The sequence below is a fragment of the Pseudomonas sp. Q1-7 genome (assembly GCF_028010285.1).
In the GTDB taxonomy this organism is placed as follows: Bacteria; Pseudomonadota; Gammaproteobacteria; order Pseudomonadales; family Pseudomonadaceae; genus Metapseudomonas.
Genome location: NZ_CP116304.1, coordinates 2,108,628 through 2,133,579, shown reverse-complemented (window position 1 = coordinate 2,133,579; position 24,952 = coordinate 2,108,628). Strand labels below are relative to the sequence as shown.

The following is a 24,952-nucleotide window of genomic DNA, read 5'->3' as shown; positions in this document are numbered from 1 at the left end:
TTCAACAACTTAAAAACAAAACACGTGAAGCATGGCCAGGCCTCAGGGCGGATTCCCGCCAAGGCCCGAGGGGGATTTCCGCCACGCCAACCCTTGTGGACGCTTCGATCACCGCCCTACCATTCGCCTTCCCGACTCCGGAACCCGCCCATGCGCGAACGCACCATCGCCAGTCATTTCGTCCGGGCCGCGCTGCGCGGTGCCGAGGGACTTGGCATGGCGTGCGTGCCACTGCTGCGCAGCGCCGGCATCCAGCCGGCGCTTCTCGAAGAACCCCGCGCACGCGTCGCCCCCGAGCAGTTCGCACGGCTGATGCAAGTGCTCTGGGAAACCCTCGACGACGAGTACATGGGCTTCGGCCAGCAGCGCAGCAAGCGCGGGACCTTCGCGATGATGTGCCACGCCATCATCCACTGCCGGACCCTGGAAAAGGCCCTGATCCGGGGCACCCTCTTCTATGGATTGTTTCCCGACGGCCCGCGCATCCAGCTGGAGCGGGATGGCGACAGCGCCGTACTGACGGTGGATGACGCCACGCTGCGCGACCCGGACCATTTCCTGGTGGAAAGCCTGCTGGTGATCTGGCATCGCCTGGCCAGTTGGCTGATCGGCCAGCGCATCCGCCTGGAAGAAGCCACGTTCAGCTACGCCGAACCGGCCCATGCCAGCGAATACGAGCTGCTCTTCCCCACCACTCGGCATTTCGCCGCGCCGCGCATCAGCCTGCGCTTCCATGCCCGCTACCTGGCCATGCCGCTGCTGCAGGACGAGCGCACCCTCAAGCACTTCCTCGAACACTCCCCGGCCGACCTCCTGGCCCGCCCCGATGGCGGCGACAGCCTGATCAGCCAGATACGCCGTCTGCTGGGGCGCGACTGCCGCACCTGGCCCGACCTGGAAGCGGTCGCCCAGCAGTTGCACATCAGCCCGCAGACCCTGCGCCGGCACCTGCGGGAAGAAGGCTCGAGCTTCCAGGAGTTGAAGGATCACCTGCGCCGCGACCTGGCCATCTACCACCTGGGGCGCGACGAGCTTTCGATCCAGGACATCGCCGAACAGCTCGGCTTCTCCGAGCCCTCGGCCTTCCACCGGGCATTCAAGAAGTGGACGGGGCTGACACCGGGGGCCTACCGGGCGCAGGAAGTCCTGCCGTAGGTTGGGCCGAGGAACGAAGCCCGACAAGACGCATTACTCCGCATCGCAAGGCCTCGCCGGCTCGGCACCGACGGGGCAGCGTTGCTACCCATCGCGAATGAACTCGCCCCCACAAGAAAACCGGCCGGCAGCGCTCAGAGCACTGGAAAGCGGATTCGGAACTCCGCGCCACCCAGGGCCGATTCGTCGAGATACAGCTCGCCCTCGTAACTCTCGATGATGTCCTTGACCACCGCGGTGCCGATGCCCTGCCCCGGATGCTGGGCATCCAGGCGCTCGCCGCGCTTGAGGATGCGCTCGCGCTGGTCCACCGGCACGCCCGGGCCGTCATCCTCGACCTTGAGTTCGCAATAGCCATCGCGCACCCGGGCGCTGACATGGATTTCGCCCAGGCACAGGCGGAAGGCGTTCTCCAGCAGATTGCCAAGCAGCTCCAGCAGGGCGCCCTGCTCCATCGGCACCCAAAGTCCCTTGTCGAAATGCCGTACCACATGCACGCGCTTGTCCCGGTAGACCTTGTCCAGGGCATCGCAGAGGGTGTCCAGGAGCGGCGCCAGTTGCACGCGATGGCGCACCAGGCCGCTCTTGCGCAGGCTGGCGCGCTGCAACTGGTAGCCGATCTGCTGGCTCATGCGTTCGATCTGGCCCTGCAGCACCCGCGCCTGCTCGCGATCGGACGACCTCGCGGCGAGGGTTTCGCTGACGCCCTGCAGCACCGACAGTGGCGTCTTCAGGCTGTGCGCCAGGTCATCCAGGGAATGGCGGTAACGCTCGCGCTGGCGGCGCTCGCTGTCCAGCAGGCGGTTAAGGGAGTTGGTCAGGCGCAGCAGCTCGCGCGGATGCTCATCGCTCAAGCTGTCGCGGTTTCCGGTCTCCACGTCGTCCAGCTCGGCACTCAGCCCGCGCAGGCTGCGAAAGCCCCAGGTGAGGCCGAACCAGAGCAGTCCCAGCAGGACCAGCAAGGCGCCTCCCAGCCAGATGTACAGTTGGTGGAGGAAACCGTCGTACATACCCTGGTAGTCGCTGAACGGCTGCATGGTGACGATGCTGTAGGCCGCCTTCTGCCCGCGCAGCAGGTCCACCTCCACGTCATAGACGAAGAACGTGCGCCCCCCACCATCGTCGATCTGCAGGAACTCATGGGTCTGGCCGTCGTACCTCGGCCGGTAGTCCAGGCGTTCGTCCCGCGAGGAACGGGACTGCCAGACCAGCCGCCCCTGGCTGTCGTAGATGTAGCCCAGCTGCTTGGCATCGAGGTTGTCGAATTCTTCGTTGGGCAGCTTGTCGGGCATCGTCAGGCGGCCATTCTCCACCCGCGCCGCCGCGATCAAGGCACTGGCGTCAGCCGCCAGGCGTTGCTGGATGGACTGCTCCAGGGCAATGACGAAAGCCCCGCGCAACGCCGGCAGCAGCGCCAGCATGAACAGCACCGCCATGAAGGCGGCACTCAGCATCAGGCGTACCCGCAGGGACGCGCCGAGGCGCCGGTAGAACCGCTGCCAACGGCGGGTCATCGGCAGCGCTCGGTGAACAGATAGCCCTGGCCGCGCACCGTGTCGATCGGCTTGAAGCCGCTGCCGCCCTCCAGCTTGCGGCGCAGGCGCCCGACCAGCACTTCGATGACATTGGGATCGCGCTCCTCGTCATCGGGGTACAGCTGTTCCATCAGCCGCTCCTTGGCGACCACCTGCTGATGGTGGCGCATGAGGTATTCGAGAATGCGGTATTCGTAGGCGGTCAACGGCAGCGTCTCGCCCTCCAGGCGGGCCTGCTTGCGATTCAGGTCGAGCAGCAGCGGCCCCGCCTCGATGGTCGACTGGACGAAGCCCGAGGAACGACGCAGCAAGGCATTGAGCCGCGCCTCCAGCTCCTCGAACTGGAACGGCTTGACCACGTAGTCGTCGGCACCGGCGGCCAGGCCCTCCACCTTGTCCTGCCAGTTGCCGCGCGCGGTGAGAATCAGGATGGGAAAGCTCTTGCCCTGGCTGCGCAACTGGCGAATCAGGTCCAGCCCGCTGATACCCGGCAGGCCCAGGTCGATCACTGCCAGGTCATGGTTGTATTCCGCGGCGCGGTAGAGCGCTTCCTCGGCGTCCGGCACGGCGTCCACCACATGCCCCTGTTCGCCCAGGCGGGTGAAGAGATGGTGACGCAGCAACGCCTCGTCTTCCACGACCAGCAGCTTCATGCGCGGTCCTCCCTGTCAAATGAGACGGCCGGGCAATTGCCCGGCCTGATGCTGAGAACGGATCAGAACCTGTAGTTGGCACCCAGGTAGGCCTGGCCGCTGCTGTGCAGGTCCAGGGAGCCCAGGCGTGGGCCGCCGTGCTCCGCCATGTCGGTGCTGACATTGGTGCGCAGGTAGCGGTAGCCCGCCTCGATCGACGCGTTCTTGCTCAGGTCCTGCAGAATACCGGCCTGCAGGCCGGCCGCGTAGTTGATGTTGCTGTCGCGGCTCAGGCCACGGCTTTCCTGCTCCAGCTTGACCAGGCCCAGGGTGGCGCCGCCGAACAGCTTGGTGTTGTAGTCACCCACCGGCAGGAACAGATCGTAGCTGCCGAGCAGGTTCTGCTGGCGCAGCTTGTAGCCGCTGTCGCTGTCGGAGAAGTTTTCGTAGGTCGCGTAGTAGCGACCCATGTCATCCTGCTGGCCGGCGCGCACGCCCCAGGTGCCGGTCTTGTGGATGACTTTATCCAGCTTGGGATTATCCAGGCCCGCATTCAGCGAATCGGATTTCTGGATGTTGTTGTTGGTCTGGCCCCAGGTCAGGCCGACGAAGTTGTCCGCGGCCTGGGCGCCGGCAGCGGCAAGGGCCAGGGAGGACGCGAGGACGATACGGCTCAGGGTACGGTTCATGAGATGTGCCTCTCGGTGGTTGGCTGAACACGGGGCCAGATTGCCCGTCGGCCACTGAACCGCTGCTGAACCCTCCTTGAACCGAAGCTGAACGAAACGTCTGACGCCGTCCTACGCCGTTTTACCCCTGAACGGCACGCGCAAAAAAAACGGGAGCCCATCCGGGCTCCCGCACTCAATTCAGAGAAAATGTCCGGAACCGGCATCGCCAGGATTCCAGACTACAACCTCACCTGCGTTCCAGAAGAAACGCAGGATTAGTCTCGCAAAAGGAGGGGACCGGCTTCCGTTTCGCTTTGTTTGCCATTTGCAAACATATGTAAACGGCCGTTTGACTGGCCGATTCCGGCGACGCCGGGCAGAATGGCCGCCATGACCGCCCACCACCCCGCCTGCTGCGGCCCCTTCGACACCACCTGGCCCTTCACCGAAACCCTGGCCGGCGTGGTCATGCGTTCCTGCCGCTTCGAACCGGCCCGGCTCGCCGCCGACGACTTCCGCCGCAGCGCCATTCCCGCGCCGGCCAACATCCAGCGCTCGGTGGCCAAACGGCAGACGGAATTCCTCGCCGGCCGCCTCTGCGCCCGCGCCGCCCTCCTCGACCTCACCGGCTGCCCCGACGTGCCGGCCCTGGGCGAGGACCGGGCGCCGGTCTGGCCCCACGGCATCACCGGCTCCATCAGCCACAGCCACGGCCTGGCCACCGCCCTGGTCGCCGCCGCCAGCGCCTGGTGCGGCCTGGGCCTGGATCTGGAGGAGCCCATGGGCGCGGACCGCGCCCTGCGCCTGGCGGAGGAAATCCTCACGCCCGCCGAGCTGCGCCGCCTGGATGGCCTGACGCCGGCGCAGCAGGCCGAACGCATCACCCTGACCTTCTCCAGCAAGGAAAGCCTGTTCAAGGCGCTCTATCCGCTGGTGGGCAAGCGCTTCTACTTCCACGACGCCGAACTCCTGGCCTGCGACGACGCACGCGCACGCCTGCGGCTGCTGATCGATCTGTCGGAGGAATGGCCCGCGGGCGCTGAACTGGATGGCTGGCACTGCCGCTTCCACGACAGGCTGCTGAGCCTGGTGGCGATTCCGGCCACAGGCCTGTAGGAGCGAATTCATTCGCGAAAGGACAGCGCAGCTGTCCCATTGCATCCCACAGGGCAGCCCTTCGGACTGCATTGCGAATAAATTCGCCCCCACAAGACCATCCCACACCAGTTGCCAGCCTCTACAACGTCTCCGCTTCGCTCTGTCGCCGTGGCCAGACCAGGCTGAACCGCGCCCCGCCGAGGGTTTCGCTGCGGCCGATCTGCGCACGGCCGGCGTGCCAATAGATGATTCGCCGCACGATGGACAGCCCCAGGCCATGACCACCGGAGGCACGGGTGCGGCTGTCGTCGAGGCGCATGAAGGGTTTGAAGATCTTCTCCCACTGACTTTCCGGCACGCCGGGGCCATCGTCCTCGACATCGATGCGGCAGCGCTTGTGGCCGATCTGGTAGTTCAGCTGCACCCGCGACTCGGCGTGACGCATGGCATTGCTCACCAGATTCTGCAGCGCACGGTGCAGGTAGCGTGGCTCGGCTTCCACCCAGGCGCCGTCGCTGCCGACGTTCAGGCACAGGCCGCGTTCGATGCGCACGCTGGCGCGCAGCGGCGAGAGCTCGGCGATCACCTGGTCGAACAGCGCATCCAGGTCCACGCGCTGGAAATGCAGGGCCGGCGAACCCTGCTCCAGGCGCGCGTAGGTCAGCATCTCGTCCACCAGCTTGTCCAATTCCTGGATGTCGCCGTCCATGCCCTCCATGTACTTGCGCCGGGCGCCCTCGCTCTCGGCGTCGGCGATCATCTCCAGGCCGAAACGCAAGCGCGCCACCGGGGTACGCAACTCGTGGGATACCGCGCGGATCAGCTCGCGCTGCAGCGACAGCAGGCGCTGCAACTGCTCGGCCATGCCGTTGAAGGCCGCCGCGAGGCGCCCCACCGAGTCGGCGCCCCTGGCCGGCACCCGCACGTCCAGCCGCCCCTGGGCGATATCGGTGGCGGCGCTTTCCAGCCCCATGAGGCGATGCTCCAGCTGGCGCACCAGGAAATACACGGTAAGGCCGATCAGGGTCAGGCCGAGGAAACCGATCAGTACCAGCATCTGCGGTGGATAGGGGTTCATCTGGTGCAGCGGGCCCATCTCCAGCACCCAGGGTGTGTCCACCATGCCGGCAAAGACGCGGATGGAGTCGCCATCCTTGCCCAGGGCCATCACCGTGTCCCCCTCATCCACGCGCCGGCGCTGGTCGTCGTCGAGGTCGGCATCCTTCAGCGGGATCAGGCGCATGTCGAAGCCGAACTGCTTGTTCTCCTTGAGGGAAGCCAGGCGCTGGGGCTGTTCGTTCACCGGGAAGCGCACCAGCTCGTCCATCAACAGGTAGACAGTGGCCCGCGCCAGTTGCTCGCTGATCTGCTCCACGTCGCCCGTCAGCATCAGCCGCTCGCCCACGCTGACCAGGCTGAACACCCGCGCCGCGTGGGGCCCGGTCTGCTCCACCAGCACCTGGCCGCGCACCAGGCGGCTGCGGGCGCTGCTGTCAAGCTTCGAACCCTCCATGGGCTGCAGCTCCAGGGGAATGCCCAGCAGGCGCCCCCAGAGCACCACCGCGCGGCGGCGCTCCACTTCGTTCATCGGTTGCAGGTTATCGGCCATCAGGCGGAACGTGCCTCGGGCCAGGCTTTCGCGGTACTGGTCGGCGCGTACCTGGTTGACCTGATGGATGGTGAAAATGCCCAGCAGGGCCACCAGTACCAGGGTCACCAGCATGCCGCCATAGATGCGCAGGAAGATCGAGTTCATGGACTGTCGCCCGCCGACTGCGGACCGCCGGCCGCTGGGTCAGAGGCCTTCGGCGGCCTCTCGTACAAATAGATAGCCCTTGCTGCGCACCGTCTTGATCAGGCGCGGGTGCATGGGGTCATCGCCGATCTTCGGACGGATGCGCGAAATGCGCACGTCGATGGAACGGTCCTGGCCGTCGTATTCGATACCGCGCAGGGCGTTGAAGATTTCCTCACGGGAAAGGATGCGCCCGGCGTTCACCGCCAGCAGCCAGAGCAGGTCGAACTCCGCGCTGGTCAGCTCGATGCTGCGTTCATTGAGCCAGGCTTCGCGCATGGCGTTGTCGATCACCAGCGGACCGAACTCCAGGCGGCGCTGGTTCTCCGCCACCGGCGCCTCGGCCACCGCCTCGCTGCGCCGCAACAGCGCGCGGATGCGCGCCAGCAGCACGCGCGGGCGCACCGGCTTGCACACATAGTCGTCGGCGCCCAGCTCCAGGCCCAGGACCTGGTCCATGTCGTCGGTGCGCGCGGTGAGCATCAGGATCGGCCCCTCGTACTCGCCACGCAGCTTGCGGCAGATGGACAGGCCATCCTCGCCCGGCAGCATCAGGTCCAGCACCACCAGGTCCGGACGCTCCTTGAGGATGCGCGCCACCGCCTGGCCGCCGTCGGCCTCGATGGCCACCCGCAGGCCATTGCCCTCCAGGTACTCGCGCGTCAGATCGGCCAGACGCTGATCGTCTTCGACTATGAGGATTCGCCAGGCTTCTTGCTCCACCACACACTCCCGCAGACAGCGTCAGGACCATCGGAAAAGGGTCGGCATTGTAGCAATGCCGGCCCGATAGCACAGCGCATGCCAAACGGTCACAGAAACACAAGATATTGTGTTAGCTTGCGACGCCGTCGACAGGGTCGCAGGCCCTTGAAAACCTGCCATTTGGCGGCGACGAACGGCAGAGCCTAGAGCCGTCGGGCCTTCGCCTCCGTTACCCCACAGTCACCCACAAATCACCCACAACTTATCCACAGGCTAGATGTTGTGGCTCACCTTGCAATACCCCCAACAGCGCATTATCTTGTACCCCCATCAAGCCCAGCCCCTACATATTGGGGTGATGGCCTACCACCGGACACAACTAGAACCAAGCGCAAACGGCTTTTTCAGAGCCTGACCACCGGTGCGTCATTTGCGGTATTTCACCCACCCCGCGCCATCCGCGCAGGGTGCCGACCCAGGACACAGAGAAGCTGACCGGGGGCCGGAAGCGGGTGCGGCGCGAACAACGCCCACCACTAGGTATTGTGTTTGTCACGGTGTTTTAACACCGTGGCGATTGACTTGTAGGGCCAGGAAGGCACCTGAGTCCTGCCCTTCTGCCTCGTAGCACTCCGTCATGCGCCCGGCGCCCCGCCGTGCGCATCGCGTTGTGAAAAGGCAATGAAGGCAACTCGGGCGCCCTTACATAAATCAGAACATGGAGAACCCCATGCAGACCGACACCACTCGCGAGAACCCGCAGGCCGCAGCGCCGCAGGCCGCCGATTCCAACCAGGATCTGGCAGCCACCGCGCCCGGCCAGCTGCGCGTGATCAAACGCAACGGCACCGTAGTCGCCTACACCGACGACAAGATCACCGTTGCCATCACCAAAGCGTTCCTCGCCGTGGAAGGCGGTACTGCCGCTGCTTCTTCGCGTATCCACGAAACCGTCGCGCGCCTGACCGAGCAGGTCACCGCCACCTTCAAGCGCCGCATGCCCTCCGGCGGCACCATCCACATCGAAGAGATCCAGGACCAGGTCGAACTGGCCCTGATGCGCGCCGGCGAGCAGAAAGTCGCCCGCGACTACGTGATCTACCGCGAATCCCGCGCTCAGGAGCGCTCCAAGCGCAGCGCCGGCAGCGACGTCGCCCAGCCGCACCCGAGCATCCGCATCACCCGTGCCGACGGCAACCTGGTGCCGCTGGACATGGGCCGCCTGAACACCATCATCAGCGAAGCCTGCGAAGCCCTGGCCGAAGTCGACGGCGCGCTGATCGAGCGCGAAACCCTGAAGAACCTCTACGACGGCGTGGCCGAGAAGGACGTCAACACCGCCCTGGTGATGACCGCCCGGACCCTGGTGGAGCGCGAGCCGAACTACTCCTACGTCACCGCCCGCCTGCTGATGGACACCCTGCGCGCCGAAGCCCTGGGCTTCCTCGGCGTTGCCGAAAGCGCCACCCATCACGAAATGGCCGACCTCTACGCCAAGGCCCTGCCGGCCTACGTGGAAAAAGGCGTCGAGTTCGAACTGCTCGACCCGCAGCTGAAGACCTTCGACCTGGAAAAACTGGGCAAGGCCATCAACCACGAGCGCGACCAGCAGTTCACCTACCTCGGCCTGCAGACCCTTTACGACCGCTACTTCATCCACAAGGACGGCATCCGCTTCGAACTGCCGCAGGTCTTCTTCATGCGCGTGGCCATGGGCCTGGCCATCGAAGAGAAGCAGAAAGAAGAACGCGCCATCGAGTTCTACAACCTGCTGTCCTCCTTCGACTACATGTCGTCGACCCCGACCCTGTTCAACGCCGGCACCCTGCGTCCGCAGCTCTCCAGCTGCTACCTGACCACCGTTCCGGACGACCTGTCGGGCATCTACAGCGCCATCCACGACAACGCCATGCTGTCCAAATTCGCCGGCGGCCTGGGCAACGACTGGACCCCGGTACGTGCGCTGGGCTCCTACATCAAGGGCACCAACGGCAAGTCCCAGGGCGTGGTTCCGTTCCTCAAGGTAGTGAACGATACCGCCGTCGCCGTGAACCAGGGTGGCAAGCGCAAGGGCGCCGTCTGCGCGTACCTCGAAACCTGGCACATGGACATCGAAGAGTTCATCGAGCTGCGCAAGAACACCGGTGACGACCGCCGCCGTACCCACGACATGAACACCGCGAACTGGATTCCGGACCTGTTCATGAAGCGCGTATTCGACGATGGCCAGTGGACCCTGTTCTCGCCGTCCGAAGTACCGGACCTGCACGACCTGACCGGCAAGGCCTTCGAAGAGCGCTACGAGTACTACGAAGCCCTGACCCAGTACGGCAAGATCAAGCTGTTCAAGACCATCCAGGCCAAAGACCTGTGGCGCAAGATGCTCTCGATGCTCTTCGAGACCGGCCACCCGTGGCTGACCTTCAAGGACCCGTGCAACCTGCGCAGCCCGCAGCAGCACGTGGGCGTGGTCCACAGTTCCAACCTGTGCACCGAGATCACCCTGAACACCAACAAGGACGAGATCGCGGTCTGCAACCTGGGCTCGGTCAACCTGGTCAACCACATCGTCGATGGCAAGCTGGACACCGCCAAGCTCGAGAAGACCGTCAAGACCGCCGTTCGCATGCTCGATAACGTTATCGACATCAACTACTACTCGGTCCCGCAGGCGCGCAACTCGAACCTCAAGCACCGTCCGGTCGGCCTCGGCATCATGGGCTTCCAGGACGCCCTGTACCTGCAGCACATTGCCTACGGCTCCGACGCCGCCATCGAGTTCGCCGACAAGTCCATGGAAGCGGTGAGCTACTTCGCCATCCAGGCTTCCTGCGACCTGGCCGACGAACGTGGCGCCTACGAGACCTTCGACGGTTCCCTGTGGTCCAAAGGCATCCTGCCGCTGGACTCCCAGCAGATCCTCATCGAAGCCCGTGGCCAGAAGTACATCGACGTCGACCTGACCGAGTCCCTGGACTGGGCTCCGGTTCGCGAACGCGTCAAGAAAGGTATTCGTAACTCGAACATCATGGCCATCGCGCCGACCGCGACCATCGCCAACATCACCGGCGTATCGCAGTCCATCGAGCCGACCTACCAGAACCTCTACGTGAAGTCGAACCTCTCCGGCGAATTCACCGTGATCAACCCCTACCTGGTTCACGACCTCAAAGCCCGTGGCCTGTGGGACCCGGTCATGGTCAACGACCTGAAGTACTACGACGGCTCCGTGCAGCAGATCGAGCGCATCCCGCAAGACCTGAAAGACCTGTACGCCACCGCCTTCGAAGTCGAAACCAAGTGGATCGTCGACGCCGCCAGCCGCCGTCAGAAGTGGATCGATCAGGCCCAGTCCCTGAACCTCTACATCGCCGGCGCCTCGGGCAAGAAGCTGGACGTGACCTACCGCATGGCTTGGTACCGTGGCCTGAAAACCACCTACTACCTCCGCGCCCTGGCCGCCACCAGCACCGAGAAGTCGACCATCAACACCGGCAAGCTGAACGCCGTGTCCGCGGGCGGCAGCGAAACCCTGCAGGCCGCTCCGGCTGCAGCGCCGGCTCCGGCACCGGTACCGAGCGCGTGCAGCATCGACAACCCGGACTGCGAAGCCTGCCAATGACAGGTGACGCACGAATCTGAGCGGCGTCCGCGTTGTTGCCGGGCTGCTCTGGCTCCTCACGTACAGCAGTACGCTCCGGGGCCAGAGCAACCCAGCGCCTAGCGGCCACTCGCCCAGCTTCGCGCTCGACCGAGAGCAAGAACCCTCCCCTCTCCCTCCGGAGAGGGTCCGGGGTGAGGGAAACCTCAGGCAGCACCGATATCCGAACAGTCACCCCCACGTACCGGGTGTGCGCAGGCCAGGGCAATCCACCGCCCGGCCATGAACCACTGCTTCAGCGTGCAACCACCCACGCACCCAAACACCCAGGTCGGCACAGACCGGCCCGCCAAACCAGGAGAGGAACAATGCTCAGCTGGGACGAATTCGACAAAGAAGACCCCACCGAAGCCAAGGCAGCCCCCGCCGTTGCCCAGGCCGCCGCCAAGACCATCGACAAACTCGACGACGAAGCCGCCGGCTCCGTTGAAGACGCGCGCGCCGTATCCGCCGCCGACTCCGACGCCGTCGCCCGCGCCAAGAAGGCCCTCGACGACCTCGACATCCAGGAAGGCCTGGATGACCTCGAAGGCTCCGCCGCGCGCGTGCAGGTTGGCGACAAGCAGATGATCAACGCCCGCGCCGACCTCAACCAGCTCGTACCCTTCAAGTACGACTGGGCCTGGCAGAAGTATCTGGATGGTTGCGCCAACCACTGGATGCCGCAGGAAGTGAACATGAACGCCGACATCGCTCTGTGGAAGAGCAAGGACGGCCTCAGCGAAGACGAGCGCCGCATCGTGATGCGCAACCTCGGCTTCTTCTCCACCGCCGACTCCCTGGTTGCCAACAACCTGGTACTGGCCGTGTACCGCCTGATCACCAACCCCGAATGCCGCCAGTACATCCTGCGCCAGGCCTTCGAAGAGGCGATCCACACCCACGCCTACCAGTACTGCATCGAGTCCCTGGGCATGGATGAAGGCGAGATCTTCAACATGTACCACGAGATCCCGAGCGTCGCGAAAAAGGCGTCCTGGGGCCTCAAGTACACCCGCTCGATCTCCGACCCCGAGTTCAAGACCGGCACCCCGGAGACCGACCGCCAGTTCCTGCGCAACCTGATCGCCTACTACTGCGTACTGGAAGGCATCTTCTTCTACTGCGGCTTCACCCAGATCCTCTCCATGGGCCGCCGCAACAAGATGACCGGCACCGCCGAGCAGTTCCAGTACATCCTGCGTGACGAGTCCATGCACCTGAACTTCGGCATCGACGTGATCAACCAGATCAAGATCGAGAACCCGCACCTGTGGGATGCCCAGATGAAGGACGAAGCCACCCAGATGATCCTCCAGGGCACCCAGCTGGAGATCGAATACGCTCGCGACACCATGCCGCGCGGCGTACTGGGCATGAACGCGGCCATGATGGAGGACTACCTCAAGTTCATCGCCAACCGCCGCCTGACCCAGATCGGCCTGAAAGAGGAATACCCGGGCGCTACCAACCCGTTCCCGTGGATGTCCGAAATCATGGACCTGAAGAAAGAGAAGAACTTCTTCGAAACTCGCGTCATCGAGTACCAGACCGGCGGCGCGCTGAGCTGGGATTGAGTCCGGGTCAAGACATTAGGAAAACGTAAACGCTTTGCCTGAAATGGAAATTCGGGGTGGCGATAGAAAGACAAAAGCCCCGCCTAGTGCGGGGTTTTTATTTTCAGTGATATTCAAAAAAACCATGACAGACGAAACCTCAACAGATAGAACAATTGCCAGAGCGAGCTGGCTGGTACTAACACCGCTCCTCGGGGTTATGGGATATGCATCCCTTTACCTTATTGGACTCATATATCACGAAACATATTTAAGCCACTTCAACATAGCGCCAGAGCTGTTCCCCAAGTCAACCACCGAGCTTTTCACATTGGCATACATTGCCATAATCAACATAGGAACATCCTGGCTAGAGATAATTCTTAACTACAAGATCTGGCTATACATATCAGGCCTAACGCTAGTAATTCTTCTAGAAATAATAATTCTAAACAGACTCCCCAGAATAATAACAAATAGCAAACCAGCGGGCTGGATAAAAAATAGAAAACACCTAAAAAACGGCCTGTCACTAATCCTAATCTCCACATTAACCAGCGCCTTTATATTACTAATTCCGCTTGCAGCAAATTTTTTCCTCTTAGTCCCAGCTTTCATCGGAGTAGAAGGAGCTAAAATAGGAATAAATAGAGATATAGAGATCTACAAGACAGAGTGCAACTCAACAACCAAGGCCGCTTGCATTAGACTGCTCGACGGTAAAAAAGAAGTATCGCGCGGGTACATAATTTCAGCCTCAAGCAGCCACCTAGCGCTATATCTCGACAACAAGGTCAAAATCACACCACTCCTAAACTATCAAATCGAGGCTTTCACAAAAGCAAGGTAACCTGAAAACACTTAGATCTCAGACTCACGTAGGGTGGATGACGCTCTCTTCATCCACCGCTTTCCAACGCACTCACCCTACAGACTCAAGGAAGCCCCATGTCCAACTACCGCCGTGCACGGATGCCGGGCGGCACCTACTTCTTTACCGTCAACCTGCGTGACCGCCGCGATGATTTGCTGACCCGCGAAATCGAACTGCTGCGCACCGTGGTCCGCACGGTCAAACAACGCCATCCCTTCCATATCGATGCCTGGGTGGTACTGCCCGAGCATATGCACTGCCTCTGGACGCTACCTCCGGGCGACAGGGCCTATGCGGATCGCTGGAAGGCCATCAAATTCGCCTTCTCCAAACGGTTGGCGAATGCGGAACTACGCACCGCCACCCAACAAAAGCGTGGCGAACGCGGCATCTGGCAACGCCGTTATTGGGAACACCTGATCCGCGACGATCTCGATTACCAGCGGCATTTCGATTACATCCACTTCAATCCGGTGAAACACGGCCACGTGCGGAACGTGCGGGACTGGCCGTATTCGAGCTTTCACCGCGCCGTGCGGGACGGGATTTACCCGGTAGATTGGGCGGGTAGCGTGTCGGAGAACGCTGCCGGCAGTTGGGGCGAGTGAGTGGTGGCGGCTCCGTTAAGGCTGTCCATACAAGGTGCCGGGAATGGCGGCGGTTGGTGGATGAAAAAAGCATCATCCACCCTACGCGAGGTCTGGATATCGTAGATCGACGAGCATCTACCAATTCAGGAACGTCCTGTTCCGTGGACTACTTGTTCGCAGTTTCGCATCACTCATTTAACGGCTTTTGCCTTACAGATCCTCGGCCTTGCGCGAACAAGCCACTAATCTTTCCTTAGGTGAAATCCCCATTTTATCGAAGAACCCTGCCGCCTCCTTCAGTGGCTCGGAGTAAATAGCTGTGTGCCTATATACTTTCTTCAATTCCTTCATCATTGCTGCCCCGACCCCCATCCTTTGAAACGCTGGATCAACCACCACTTCTGCAATCCAAGTCGTGAGGCAGCTATCCGTTAGAGCACGCAGCACCCCAATACACGCGCCTTCATGTTGGGCCAACACGAAGAATCCAGAATTGCGGTACAACTCCCTGACAAACGAAACTTCATAATGATCTCCCCACCCCACGGAACAATAAACCCTCGCTATATCACTGCATAATTTATCATCCAGCCAATCACCACATCCCGACTCAACAACAACTCTACTCATCTCAACACTCCCTTTCTTATCCCGCATTCCCATTATTCATATATATGAATAGCCGCATCGGTAGTAACAGCGACCGAAGATGCCGCAATGGAGCGTCCACGCTACGCGAGAACAATTGTCATTCTCTACACCTTCGTTCAGTAGGATATTTCCAATTCGGGAGGAGAAAACGGCATCCATGCGAAGCTCCGAAGACTCTCGCTCCTGGCGCAATGGGCAAAAGAGACGGCCGCCCCGCATGAACGCACAGCAGGAGGACGATGGCAGAAGCTTGCGCCAGCGAGTCAGGGATCGGCTCTGTCTGGTGGATGAGAAGAGCGTCATCCACCCTACGCGGGGTCAAATTTCGCGTTCTTCAATCGGCAAAATCCCACAGCGCAACTGCATTGCCCCTCCCCCGCTCTGCCCATAGCCTCTGTCCCCGGCGCCTAAGAAACGCTTACTCACACAGCGGACCAACCGCTCCCGAAAGCTCAGCGGCTTTTTTGTGCCTGCGGCATACTCGCGCCCGCACAAAACCTCTGCTCTGTCGGGAGTGGGCTAATACAAGACCCGAAAGGGGAATACGCCCGGCCTCTGTGTGGGTTTCTTAACTCCCGACGCCAACAGCTCCAAGAAAGCTGCTCACACAGAGGTAATGGATATGCCCGAACTTCCCCCGCTTCACCCCACCTGTGAACAGGACCCCGAAGTCCTGATGCCCAGCCTGTTCGTCCGCCATAAGCGCCAACTGCGCGCCGTGGTGCTGGACGATGAGCCCTGGTTCGCCGCCAGCGACCTGGCCCGCTTGATTCACCATCCGCTGATGCCGGAACGGGTGCAGCGCAACCTGGATGACGACCAGTTGCAACACGCCTGGATGCGCAACGGCCATGGCGAGTATCAGGAAGAAATGCTCATCAGCGAATCCGGCGTCTATGCCGTGCTGATCCTCTATTACCACCCAGAGAACCGCTCCATCCGCGAATGGATCACCCAGCAGGTGGTGCCGCGCCTGCGCCATCAGGCACGCATCGGCACGCAACTGCCCTACCGCGCCCTGCTGCAATGGCGGGACCGGGAACTGGAAGTCCTGCAATGGCGAGGCACGACCTGGGTGCAACTACGCGATTGCCCGCAGTTGTTGCCGGTGCCGCCGCATGTGATCGGCTGACTCCCCCGTAGGTTGGGCCGAGGAACGAGGCCCAACACCGGAGCCTGGCCGGGGCTCCGCAAACGTTGGGTTTCGTACCTCAACCCAACCTACGGCGCCGTGCATGCAAGGGGCCCATGTGCGGCTCGCCACGCTAGATCGATCTACCGCACACCGTGATCATGGCGGTGAAGTGGCGCCCTGCTCCATTTCGATACCTAGGTTCTGTACGAAAAGCCGGTGCAGGTAGAATCGTCGCCATGATTGGCTGGAAGCCCACATGGCAAGGCGCTACGAACTCCCGGATGCGGGCTGGGAGTTGATTAAGGATCTGGTTTCCCGGAACAGAAGATGGGCCGACCGCGAAGTGATGATCGGCTGGTGCTCAACGGCATCTTCTGGACCCTCTGCTCCGGAGCCGCCTGGCGCGACCTGCCGGAACGTTTCGGCCCGTGGTCGACGGTGTATCAACGGTTCCGCGACGGGCGAGACGACGGCACGTTTGATCGAGTACTTGAGCGATTGCACGTCCGGCTGAATCAGGAAGGCCTGATTGACCTGGATACGTGGATGATCGACTCCACTGCGGTGCGCGCAACCCGAGCCTCTTCTGGCGCCGGGAAAAAGGGGGGCCAGAAGAACCGGTAGATCATGCATTGGGACGTAGCCGAGGCGGCCTGACCACCAAGATCCACCTGATCTGCGATGCCAATGGGATACCTCTTCGCTTCATGCTGTCACCGGGGCAAGCCAGCGACATTGCCCATGCTCAGCCGCTCTTGGATCAGGTGCGAATCCCCGGAAAGTCGGGACGGCCTCGTAAGCGCTGTCGTTGGTTGCTGGCAGACAAAGGTTACGATGCCGAGTATCTGCGCCAGTACTGCGACCACTACCGCATGCAGCCGGTGATTCCGCAGCAACCCAAGCCAGGGCTACGCCGACTGTTTGATCGTCCGAAATACCGGCAACGGAACATCATTGAGCGGATGTTTGGCTGGCTGAAAGAGAACCGGAGAATCGCTACCCGCTACGACAAGCTCGCCAGAAGTTTTGGCGCGATGGTCACGCTGGCTTGCACGCTGCGATGCCTACGGCAGTACTTTTCGTACAGAGCCTAGGCAAGCTGGAGCCATTGTTGGCCTTCCAGGACATGCACATGCCTCTCATCTTGCGAGCATCGGATCTAGCGACAGGCGCTGAGAGCTTGCCTGGTCGGCCAGATACCAACTATTGCCGCGCGTCTGGCCGTCAGTGTGACGTCCTCCAGGTTGCCAATCAGCCTGGCTACCCCTGGCGCGCTGGTTAAAAATACAGATCGACCTTCCAAAACCGCAGCTTTCGACTCGACGCTTTCCAACCAAGCGAGCGATCTGAAAAAAGCTACCCACGCAGGTTGAATCCCTATGAAATCTGTCGCTGTCGTGTTGTTCCAGGACCTGTTGCTACTCGATGTGGCCGGGCCGGTAGAGGTCTTTTCGATTGCCAATCGCTACCTGGATCCGGCGAACTGGTACGAGATCATCACAATCTGCTCGGATGAGTTGCGTGTACGCGCCTCCAATGGGATAGCGCTTACCGCCGACACGCTCATCGATAACGCGCCCGACGCCTATGACGTGTTGCTGGTGCCTGGCGGGCCTGGCGCATACAACCAGGAGTTCCCACGACTGCAGCACTGGCTGCGTGCCGTGGCACCCCAGACCAGATGTCTGGCATCTGTCTGCACGGGCGCCTTCATCCTGGGACAGGCTGAGTTACTGGACGGTCGTCACGTCACCACTCACTGGAAGTACATCGAACTGCTATCCGAGCGCTTCCCCAAGGCAAAGATCGAAACGGATCAGGTCTTCGTCAGGGACGGCAACCTCATCACCTCCGGTGGAGTCACGACCGGGATAGATCTGGCGCTGTCCATAGTAGCGGAGGATCACGGAAGGGAGATTGCGCTCGCGGTCGCCAAAGTGCTGCTGGTGGTGATGAAGCGCCAGGGCGGGCAGATGCAGTTCAGTCCTCTGGTCAGCGCATTGGCCAAGGATGACTCTCCCATCACCAAGGTTCAGCAGTACGTGCTGGACAATGTGACCGAGGACCTTAGCGTCGAGCGCTTGGCTTGCCTCGCAGCCATGAGTCCGCGCCACTTCTCCAGAGTATTCAGCCGCGATGTGAACATGACCCCCATGGAGTTCGTTCAGCGCGCGCGCATCGACCGCGCCCGTAACCTGCTGGAAACCAGTGAAATGCCGCTGAAGACAGTGGCCTATCACAGCGGCTTCGGTAGCGCGCGGCAGATGCGTGCACTGTTTAGCGACAAGCTCGGACTTACGCCCACGCAATACCGGCACCAATTCAGCTAGGCATGTGATGTCCGTATAGGGCCTTTGATTGGCCGTCTACGGCCCCTATTCGGCGTTGTCCGATCGTGAGTGACTGACATCCTATGGGAAAGCTTTGAATTGGAGGGGCGATCGATCTCGGGTGGGAGATAGCGTTGCGTGTAGTTGGCTGCGGTTAACCTGGCCGGGTGTTTCGACGCTTGTGATTGCGTGAACAAACTCAGAACTATCCAGACCGATGCGGTGATGGAATTTGGCCCCTTCCACTACTACGTCCAACGTCGCCTGATTCTCCAGGGAGATCGACCGCTGCGGGTGGGCAGCCGAGCTCTGGACATCCTCCACCTACTGCTCGAGCACGCCGGCAACGTGGTCAGTAAGGAGACCATTCTGGCTCGCGTCTGGCCCGCGACGGTAGTCGAGGAAATCAATCTTCGCGTACATATCGCCGCTCTGCGCCGCGCCCTATCCGACGGCAAAGACGGCAAGCACTACATTGCCAATGTCCCGCAGCGCGGCTACAGCTTCGTCGCTGACGTACAACTCACCCACTCCGACGATTCGATATCCGATGAGCCGAGCTACAAGCTGCCACACAATCTGCCGGGGCGCCTTTCGCCAATCGTTGGGCGCGATGCTGTCGTCGACGAGCTAGCCCGCAAGTTACCAACGCGCCGTCTGATGACGCTGGTCGGAGCAGGCGGGATAGGTAAGACGACCGTAGCGCTGCGGCTGGCTGAGATGGTGTTGCCGCACTACCGCGATGGTGTCTACTTCATCGACCTCAGTGGCCTGTTCGACCCAACCCTGATCGCGGCCAAGGTTGCCAGCACACTCGGCCTTGCGCCGCTCTGCGAACACGCCCCGTGTGACCTTGGTAGCTCCCTGAACGCTCGCCAGACGCTGCTGGTGCTGGATAACTGCGAGCATCTGATCGAGCACTGCGCCGCACTGGTCGAAGGCCTTCTCAGGAGCGCGCCGCAGCTGACCATCCTGGCGACCAGCCGTGAACCGCTGTTGAGTGATGGCGAATGCGTACAACGGCTTGACGCACTGACGATCCCACCAAGATCGTCGACCATCGAAGCAGTCATGGGCTGTTCGGCGGTCCAACTGTTCGTCGCCCGATTAACAGCGCACCTGCCTGGTTTTGTCCTGCACGAACAGGATGTCGCCGTGGTCATCGAAATTTGCCGGCGGCTGGACGGTATGCCGCTGGCAATTGAACTGGCCACCGCCCAGGTTGGTACGCTGGGCCTGCATGGCTTGTTGGGGCAATTGGAGCACTGCCTACAGTTGCTGACCCACGGACGCAGAACGGCAGCGTCACGCCATCAGTCTCTGCGGGCGACGCTGGACTGGAGCTATGCGCTGCTCGGTCCGTCTGAGAAAACCGTGCTGCAAAGGTTTTCGGTGTTCAAGTCAGCGCTTTCACTGGATATGGCGCTGAATCTCATTAGTGGTATGCAACTCGACGAGGCGCAGGTGTTCGAGGCCATTACCCAGTTGGTGGCCAAGTCCTGGTTGGAGGTGGAGCTAGTCGACTCCGTGGTGCACTACCGCTTGCTGAACCTTTCCCGTGCCTACGCGCTGGAGAGGCTGAGGGACAGCCACGAGACCGACAATCCTGGTGACTCAGGGCTGGTCTAAATGCGGTTCAGACGGAGGCGTCGAGCACCGCTGAACACTCGTCGAGCAGTTGCCCCGCCGCCAGCAGGTCAGGGGTGGCAAACCCCTCGGTGAAACGCCCATACACTCGCTCGAGCAGTGCGTGGGCGTCATGCCAGCGTCCTCGTTGTTGCCACAGGCGTGCGAGGCTGCAGGCAGCGCGGAGCTCCCAGGCCAGTGCACCTTGTTCGCCGGCTATGTTCAGCGCCTGGGCGAGGAGGGCTTCCGCTCCGACCAGGTCCTGAACCTCACTGTTGAGCAGAGCCTCGGCCTCGACGCGTAGCACTTCCGCGGTGACCCAGCCGGCCTGGCAGGATCGTGCACGTGCGAGCAACGTGTCGTCGGCATAGGCAGGATTCAGGGTAACCATGATGTCTTTGATCAGGCCGTCGCCCGGCAAGGCTGGTTCATTCCCCAGAGGCACCCCAGGCATCAATGTTTCGCGCGCGTAATGCTGGGCCCAGCCGAGGAACATGTTCATGGAGAGCCTGCGAGTCTGCTCCAGCAGCAACTCGAGCAGCTCACGGCTGGCCTCGACATTCCCGTTGTAACGGGCGATCACCCAGGTCGATAGCGTCAGCGTGTAGCACAGAGAGGTCCCGTGCTCGCGGCGTTTGGCCACATCGAGAGCCTGAAGCGCCCGTTGCCAGGCCTGCTCCGGAAAGCCCTGCAACCAAAGGATGCGGGCCAGCAGAGTAAGGGCGGCGACCTGCTGGTCGTACTGCACGCCAAAGCCGTTCGTATATTGGCAGGCAGACGGGTTCCGCTCGATTTGCGCCAGCGCGGAGACAGCATGCCGCTTGGCCTGCAATTGGTTGCCGGCAAAGTGCTGAGCCAGGCCACTCAGGCGTTGCAAGCTCAGCGCCATTTCGGCGCCGTCACGCAGACAAAGCCGGTCAAAGTGACGAGTCTGCTCAAGCGCAGCCAAGTAGTCGGCGCGACTCAGGTTGACAGCCATGAGCCCCGACGCGGCCATGAGTTGTCCGGCCAGGTCCTGGCAGCGTTCCGCCTGCCGCCCTGCACTCACGAAGGCGTCGATGGTGTCCAGGGTGCCACCGCGCGTGTGGTACCAGACGCTGCCTAACACGAGCTTGAGCTTCATCTGCAGGATTGGGCAGGGCTGATCGACGGCCCGCAGCTTGGCCAGTGCCCTGACCACATAGCGGCTGTGTTCCTTGAGAAGAAACAGCTCCTGCCAAAGCGGTGTCGAACAGACAGTGAGGTGAATGGCGAGCGCTTCATCACCTGGCGCCTCGAAACTCCAGTCGAGCGCAGCACGCAGATCGTCCAGGTGCGGTGCCAAGCGCCTGATCCTCTCTCTGTCAGGAGCGGCAGCCAACTCCTGATAGGCTCGGTTCATCAGGGTCAGGCAGTAATCTGCGTGCCGTCGGCGCACGGTCTCCTCTTCTGCAGCAGCACGAAGCTTTTCCAATGCGTAGGTGCGGGTCGTGTCCAGCAGACGGTAACAGGATTGCTCGTCGCCAAGGTCCGCGTTCACCAGCGACTTGGCCACCAACTGGCCCAGCGCTGTGCACAGCAGCGGCGCGTCCTGGTCATCTCCCATCAACGCGGCAGCGGCGTCCAGGGTGAAGCTGGCGGGGAACACACTCAGCCGGCGCAGGCAGGCCTTCTCACGCTCCGGAAGAAGCTCATGGCTCCATTCCAAGGTAGCGCGCAGGGTTTGCTGGCGGGCGGGAGCGGTACGGCGCCCCCTGCTGAGCAAACGAAAACAGTCGGCCAACTGCGATAGCACACCGGTGAGTCCCAAGGCGCCAAGTTGTGCAGCGGCCAGCTCGATCGCCAGGGGAATGCCGTCGAGGCGTCGGCAGAGCTCAGCGGCTAGCGGTAAGTCACTGTCGTTCAACTCGAAGCGTCCCTGGTTGTCGGCGGCCCGCTCAAGAAGCAGCTGTAGCGCAGGGAAACTCAACGCCTGCGCCTGCGTCATGGCCAAAGTGGGTGGCGGGCAGGCAAGTGGGCCCAGGCGATGCACCTGCTCCCCCTCGGCGCGCAGAACTTCACGACTGGTGGCCAGGACGTCGAGGCGCGGAGCCGACTTGAGCAGCGTTTCGGCAAAGTCGGCTACCGCATCGATCAGGTGTTCGCAGTTATCGAGGACCAGCAGCATATGCCGGTCGCGCAGGTAGCCGACCAACTGGGGCATCGGCTCCTCGCCATGCAAAGGCGCGTTGAGTTCAGCGGCAAGTGTCGACGGTAGCTGCTCCGCTTTGTCGAGCGGGGCCAAGTCGAGTAGTCGGACGCCCTGCGGGTAGTCCGCCAGAAGTCGATCTGCGACGTGCAGAGCGACCGTGGTCTTGCCAATCCCTCCCGGGCCCACCAGTGTGATGAATCGCTGATGACGCAGTTGCCGAACCAACCTGTCGACGACCTCGCTGCGTCCGACCATAGGGCTCAGGCGCCGGGGAAGATTGTGTTCCGCTGACCTGATTGCATCTTTCGCCGGCTCCTGCCAGGCGATCGGAGCAACCAGGCAGTAGCCACGCAGGGGAACGGTCGCAATATAGCGCTGGCCGTCGCGGCCATCTCCCAGCGCCTTACGCAGGGCGGCAATATGCACCCGCAAGTTGATCTCTTCCACGACACTGTCGGGCCACACCCGAGCGATCAATTGCTCCTTGCTGACCACACCACCGGCGTGCTCCAACAGAACCAGCAAGATGTCCAATGCGCGGCTGCCCAAATGCACGGGGCGGCCGTCAGCCAGCACCAGGCGCTTGTGAGCGAATACTTCGTAGGCGCCAATGCGAGCCACACGGTCTGCGACACCAGCTCTCCGCTGCTGGGCCCCTCCTACCGCTGATTCGGCTCCTGCCACGCCGGTAATTCCGTCAAACGCCATGTGCGAATACCTGTGTCTGTCGAGTGACGGGCTGCTATGGCTCGCGACACCATTTCCCATCATGGTGCTGGGACATTCGGAGGGGCGCAAGAGCGCAGCGAGTGAGGAAAGCGGGACAAGTCGGCGAAACAACGAGGATTAACAAGCATTAACTCGTCCAAATGCTCGAGCAAGGCGAAGGATGTCTCCCTGACACCATGCACCCGAGGCCACCCGGAGGTGGTATCTCGCTCAATCATTAAGGGGAGACAAATCATGAGCCTGCCAAGAAGCCCAATCGTCGCTGCACTCAGCCTTGCCAGCAGCCTTGCCTGGGCGGCCGGGAGCCCCGGCGTCGAGCAGGACACCCAGAATTTTCTCCAGGCCCTGGAGGCGGGTGGCGGCAAGCCGCTGGAGGAGATGACCGCGCAGGAGGCGCGTGCCGTTCTGGTCGGTGCGCAGGCCTCGGTAAAAGTCGACCTCTCCGGAATCCGCACCGAGGAAAAGACCATCCAGGTGAGTGGTCAGCCGATCAAACTGACCATCGTTCGTCCCGAAGGGGCCACGGGCAAGCTGCCGGTGTTCATGTTCTTCCATGGCGGTGGCTGGGTCCTCGGCGACTACCCGACCCACGCACGCTTGATTCGCGACCTGGTTGTGAACTCCGGGGCGGTCGCTGTCTATGTCGGTTACACCCCCTCGCCGGAGGCACACTACCCCACCGCGATCAATCAGGCCTATGCCGCTACGCGCTGGGTGGCCGAGCATGGCGAGGAGATATCAGTCGACGCTTCACGCCTGGCGGTAGCCGGCAACAGCGTCGGCGGCAATATGGCAGCGGTGGTGAGCCTGATGGCCAAGGAAAAGGGCACCCCGCAGATCCGCTTCCAGGCCCTGCTCTGGCCGGTAACGGACGCCAACCTGGAAACCGCCTCCTACAACCAGTTTGCCCAAGGCCATTTCCTGACCAAACCGCTGATGAAGTGGTTCTGGGACAACTACACCACCGACAACCAGCAACGTGCGGAAATCCTTGCCTCGCCTTTGCGCGCCTCGCTCGAGCAGCTTCAGGGGCTGCCACCCGCGCTGATCCAGACAGCCGAGTTCGACGTGCTGCGCGATGAGGGTGAAGCCTACGCACGCAAACTCGATACCGCCGGCGTCGCGGTCACCGCCACCCGCTACAACGGAATGATTCACGACTTCGGCCTGCTCAACCCGCTGGCCCATATCAGCGGCGCGCAATCGGCGATGCTGCAAGCCGGAGCAGAGCTAAAGAAACACCTGCAATAGGGTTTGGCTATCATTTCGGCCCCCTCGACATCGGTCAGTGCCTCGCCGATCCCCTCGGCAAGGCGATCCGGCATGATGACGGCGTGAACCACCGCGGGACCTGCCAATGGACGAACTCGGCATAGTCACATTGATCGTGCGCCACAGGATCAAAGCGGGACGGGAAGATGCCTACGAACAATGGCTACGGCGCACCACCCGCATCGCCAGCACCTACCCAGGCCATCTGGGGGTGAACGTGATACGCGATCTGGATCGGTTCGTCTGCGTGCTGCGCTTTGCCGGTACTCACGAGCTGCAGTGCTGGCTGGACTCCAGCGAGCGTCGGCACCTCGTCAACGAAGTGGCGCCGCTGCTGACCGAAGGCGACCAGACAGAAGCCGAGACCAGCCGTGAGTTTTGGTTTGCCCCGAGCTCTGCGGTGTCACCACCACGCTGGAAGCAAGCCTGCGTCACCTATCTGGTGATCCTGCCCCTGAGCCTCCTGGTGCCACTGCTGTGGCAACCGGTGTTTGCTGGTCTTCCGTGGCTAGGAGGCTATGTCCCGAGCAATGTGCTGATCACGCTGAGCATCGTTGTGTTGGTCGTCTATCTGTTCATGCCCACAGTCACCGCTCTATTCGACGCCTGGCTAAACCCAAGTTGAGAGCGCGGGAACCCCATGGACTCCGCCAGCGATACCGTCCGCCGCAGTAAGGCGAGGAAGAACGCCACGGAGAGCACGGTATCGGCTTGCGCCATGTTCTCAGCGAGACGCAACTCTTTGACGCTGTTCCACCTCACAACGCACAAGCTGGGGCCGACGTCGT

Annotated in this window: 18 protein-coding genes and 1 pseudogene; 12 read left to right on the top strand and 7 right to left on the bottom strand. The window is 62.0% G+C overall.

The window, feature by feature from the left end; genetic code table 11:
• Positions 1–150: 150 nt before the first annotated feature.
• Positions 151–1,155, top strand: coding sequence for an AraC family transcriptional regulator (locus tag PJW05_RS09910; protein WP_271411539.1), 1,005 nt, complete (start codon positions 151–153; stop codon positions 1,153–1,155).
• A gap of 134 nt (positions 1,156–1,289) precedes the next feature.
• Here the strand turns inward: PJW05_RS09910 and PJW05_RS09905 are convergent, their stop codons facing one another.
• The 3 genes from PJW05_RS09905 to PJW05_RS09895 form a co-directional block, all read right to left on the bottom strand.
• Positions 1,290–2,669 (bottom strand): ATP-binding protein, encoded by a 1,380-nt coding sequence (locus PJW05_RS09905; RefSeq protein WP_271411538.1) that lies wholly within the window; start codon positions 2,667–2,669, stop codon positions 1,290–1,292.
• Positions 2,666–3,343, bottom strand: coding sequence for a response regulator (locus tag PJW05_RS09900; RefSeq protein WP_271411537.1), 678 nt, complete (start codon positions 3,341–3,343; stop codon positions 2,666–2,668). Before PJW05_RS09900 ends, PJW05_RS09905 begins: the two co-directional genes overlap by 4 nt.
• A 62-nt stretch (positions 3,344–3,405) precedes the next feature.
• Positions 3,406–4,011: an outer membrane beta-barrel protein gene (locus tag PJW05_RS09895; protein ID WP_271411536.1), complete on the bottom strand. Its 606-nt coding sequence runs from the start codon at positions 4,009–4,011 to the stop codon at positions 3,406–3,408.
• A gap of 372 nt (positions 4,012–4,383) precedes the next feature.
• Here PJW05_RS09895 and PJW05_RS09890 point away from each other — a divergent pair, with 372 nt between their 5' ends.
• Positions 4,384–5,109: a 4'-phosphopantetheinyl transferase family protein gene (locus tag PJW05_RS09890; protein WP_271411535.1), complete on the top strand. Its 726-nt coding sequence runs from the start codon at positions 4,384–4,386 to the stop codon at positions 5,107–5,109.
• Positions 5,110–5,230: 121 nt separating this feature from the next.
• Here PJW05_RS09890 and PJW05_RS09885 read toward each other — a convergent pair whose 3' ends face one another.
• Together PJW05_RS09885 and PJW05_RS09880 are read right to left on the bottom strand one after the other, a co-directional pair.
• Positions 5,231–6,847 carry an ATP-binding protein gene (locus PJW05_RS09885; protein WP_271411534.1) on the bottom strand — a complete coding sequence of 539 codons (1,617 nt, stop codon included), beginning with the start codon at positions 6,845–6,847 and terminating at the stop codon, positions 5,231–5,233.
• 39 nt (positions 6,848–6,886) lie between these two features.
• Positions 6,887–7,609, bottom strand: a complete 723-nt coding sequence (locus tag PJW05_RS09880) for a response regulator (RefSeq protein ID WP_271411533.1) — start codon at positions 7,607–7,609, stop codon at positions 6,887–6,889.
• 712 nt (positions 7,610–8,321) lie between these two features.
• On the opposite strand from PJW05_RS09880, the gene PJW05_RS09875 reads away from it, so the two are divergent.
• The 4 genes from PJW05_RS09875 to PJW05_RS09860 all read left to right on the top strand — a co-directional run bounded on the left by PJW05_RS09875 (position 8,322) and on the right by PJW05_RS09860 (position 14,269).
• Positions 8,322–11,213, top strand: a complete 2,892-nt coding sequence (locus tag PJW05_RS09875) for a ribonucleoside-diphosphate reductase subunit alpha (protein WP_271411532.1) — start codon at positions 8,322–8,324, stop codon at positions 11,211–11,213.
• Between the two features lie 347 nt (positions 11,214–11,560).
• Positions 11,561–12,808 carry a ribonucleotide-diphosphate reductase subunit beta gene (locus tag PJW05_RS09870; RefSeq protein WP_271411531.1) on the top strand — a complete coding sequence of 416 codons (1,248 nt, stop codon included), beginning with the start codon at positions 11,561–11,563 and terminating at the stop codon, positions 12,806–12,808.
• Between the two features lie 34 nt (positions 12,809–12,842).
• Positions 12,843–13,637 carry a hypothetical protein gene (locus PJW05_RS09865; protein WP_271411530.1) on the top strand — a complete coding sequence of 265 codons (795 nt, stop codon included), beginning with the start codon at positions 12,843–12,845 and terminating at the stop codon, positions 13,635–13,637.
• Between the two features lie 98 nt (positions 13,638–13,735).
• Positions 13,736–14,269: an REP-associated tyrosine transposase gene (locus tag PJW05_RS09860; protein WP_271411529.1), complete on the top strand. Its 534-nt coding sequence runs from the start codon at positions 13,736–13,738 to the stop codon at positions 14,267–14,269.
• Between the two features lie 192 nt (positions 14,270–14,461).
• On the opposite strand, the gene PJW05_RS09855 is transcribed toward PJW05_RS09860, so the two are convergent.
• Entirely contained in the window at positions 14,462–14,881 is a 420-nt protein-coding gene (locus tag PJW05_RS09855) for a GNAT family N-acetyltransferase (protein ID WP_271411528.1), read from the bottom strand.
• A 643-nt stretch (positions 14,882–15,524) separates the two neighbouring features.
• Between PJW05_RS09855 and PJW05_RS09850 the strand changes: the two genes are divergently transcribed.
• The 4 genes and pseudogenes from PJW05_RS09850 (at position 15,525) to PJW05_RS09835 (ending at position 19,996) form a co-directional block, all read left to right on the top strand.
• Positions 15,525–16,034 (top strand): BRO-N domain-containing protein, encoded by a 510-nt coding sequence (locus tag PJW05_RS09850; protein ID WP_271411527.1) that lies wholly within the window; start codon positions 15,525–15,527, stop codon positions 16,032–16,034.
• A 259-nt stretch (positions 16,035–16,293) separates the two neighbouring features.
• Positions 16,294–17,131, top strand: a pseudogene (locus tag PJW05_RS09845) (IS5 family transposase).
• Positions 17,132–17,416: 285 nt separating this feature from the next.
• Entirely contained in the window at positions 17,417–18,367 is a 951-nt protein-coding gene (locus tag PJW05_RS09840; protein WP_271411526.1) for a GlxA family transcriptional regulator, read from the top strand.
• Between the two features lie 189 nt (positions 18,368–18,556).
• Positions 18,557–19,996, top strand: coding sequence for an ATP-binding protein (locus tag PJW05_RS09835; RefSeq protein ID WP_271411525.1), 1,440 nt, complete (start codon positions 18,557–18,559; stop codon positions 19,994–19,996).
• A 7-nt stretch (positions 19,997–20,003) separates the two neighbouring features.
• Here PJW05_RS09835 and PJW05_RS09830 read toward each other — a convergent pair whose 3' ends face one another.
• Complete coding sequence (locus tag PJW05_RS09830; protein WP_271411524.1) at positions 20,004–22,871, bottom strand: ATP-binding protein; 2,868 nt, start codon at positions 22,869–22,871, stop codon at positions 20,004–20,006.
• Positions 22,872–23,126: 255 nt separating this feature from the next.
• On the opposite strand from PJW05_RS09830, the gene PJW05_RS09825 reads away from it, so the two are divergent.
• Both PJW05_RS09825 and PJW05_RS09820 read left to right on the top strand, forming a co-directional pair.
• The gene (locus PJW05_RS09825) at positions 23,127–24,143 is read left to right on the top strand and encodes an alpha/beta hydrolase (RefSeq protein ID WP_271411523.1); all 1,017 of its coding nucleotides are present in this window, start codon (positions 23,127–23,129) and stop codon (positions 24,141–24,143) included.
• A 106-nt stretch (positions 24,144–24,249) separates the two neighbouring features.
• Positions 24,250–24,789 (top strand): antibiotic biosynthesis monooxygenase, encoded by a 540-nt coding sequence (locus PJW05_RS09820; RefSeq protein WP_271411522.1) that lies wholly within the window; start codon positions 24,250–24,252, stop codon positions 24,787–24,789.
• The last annotated feature ends 163 nt before the right edge of the window (positions 24,790–24,952 follow it).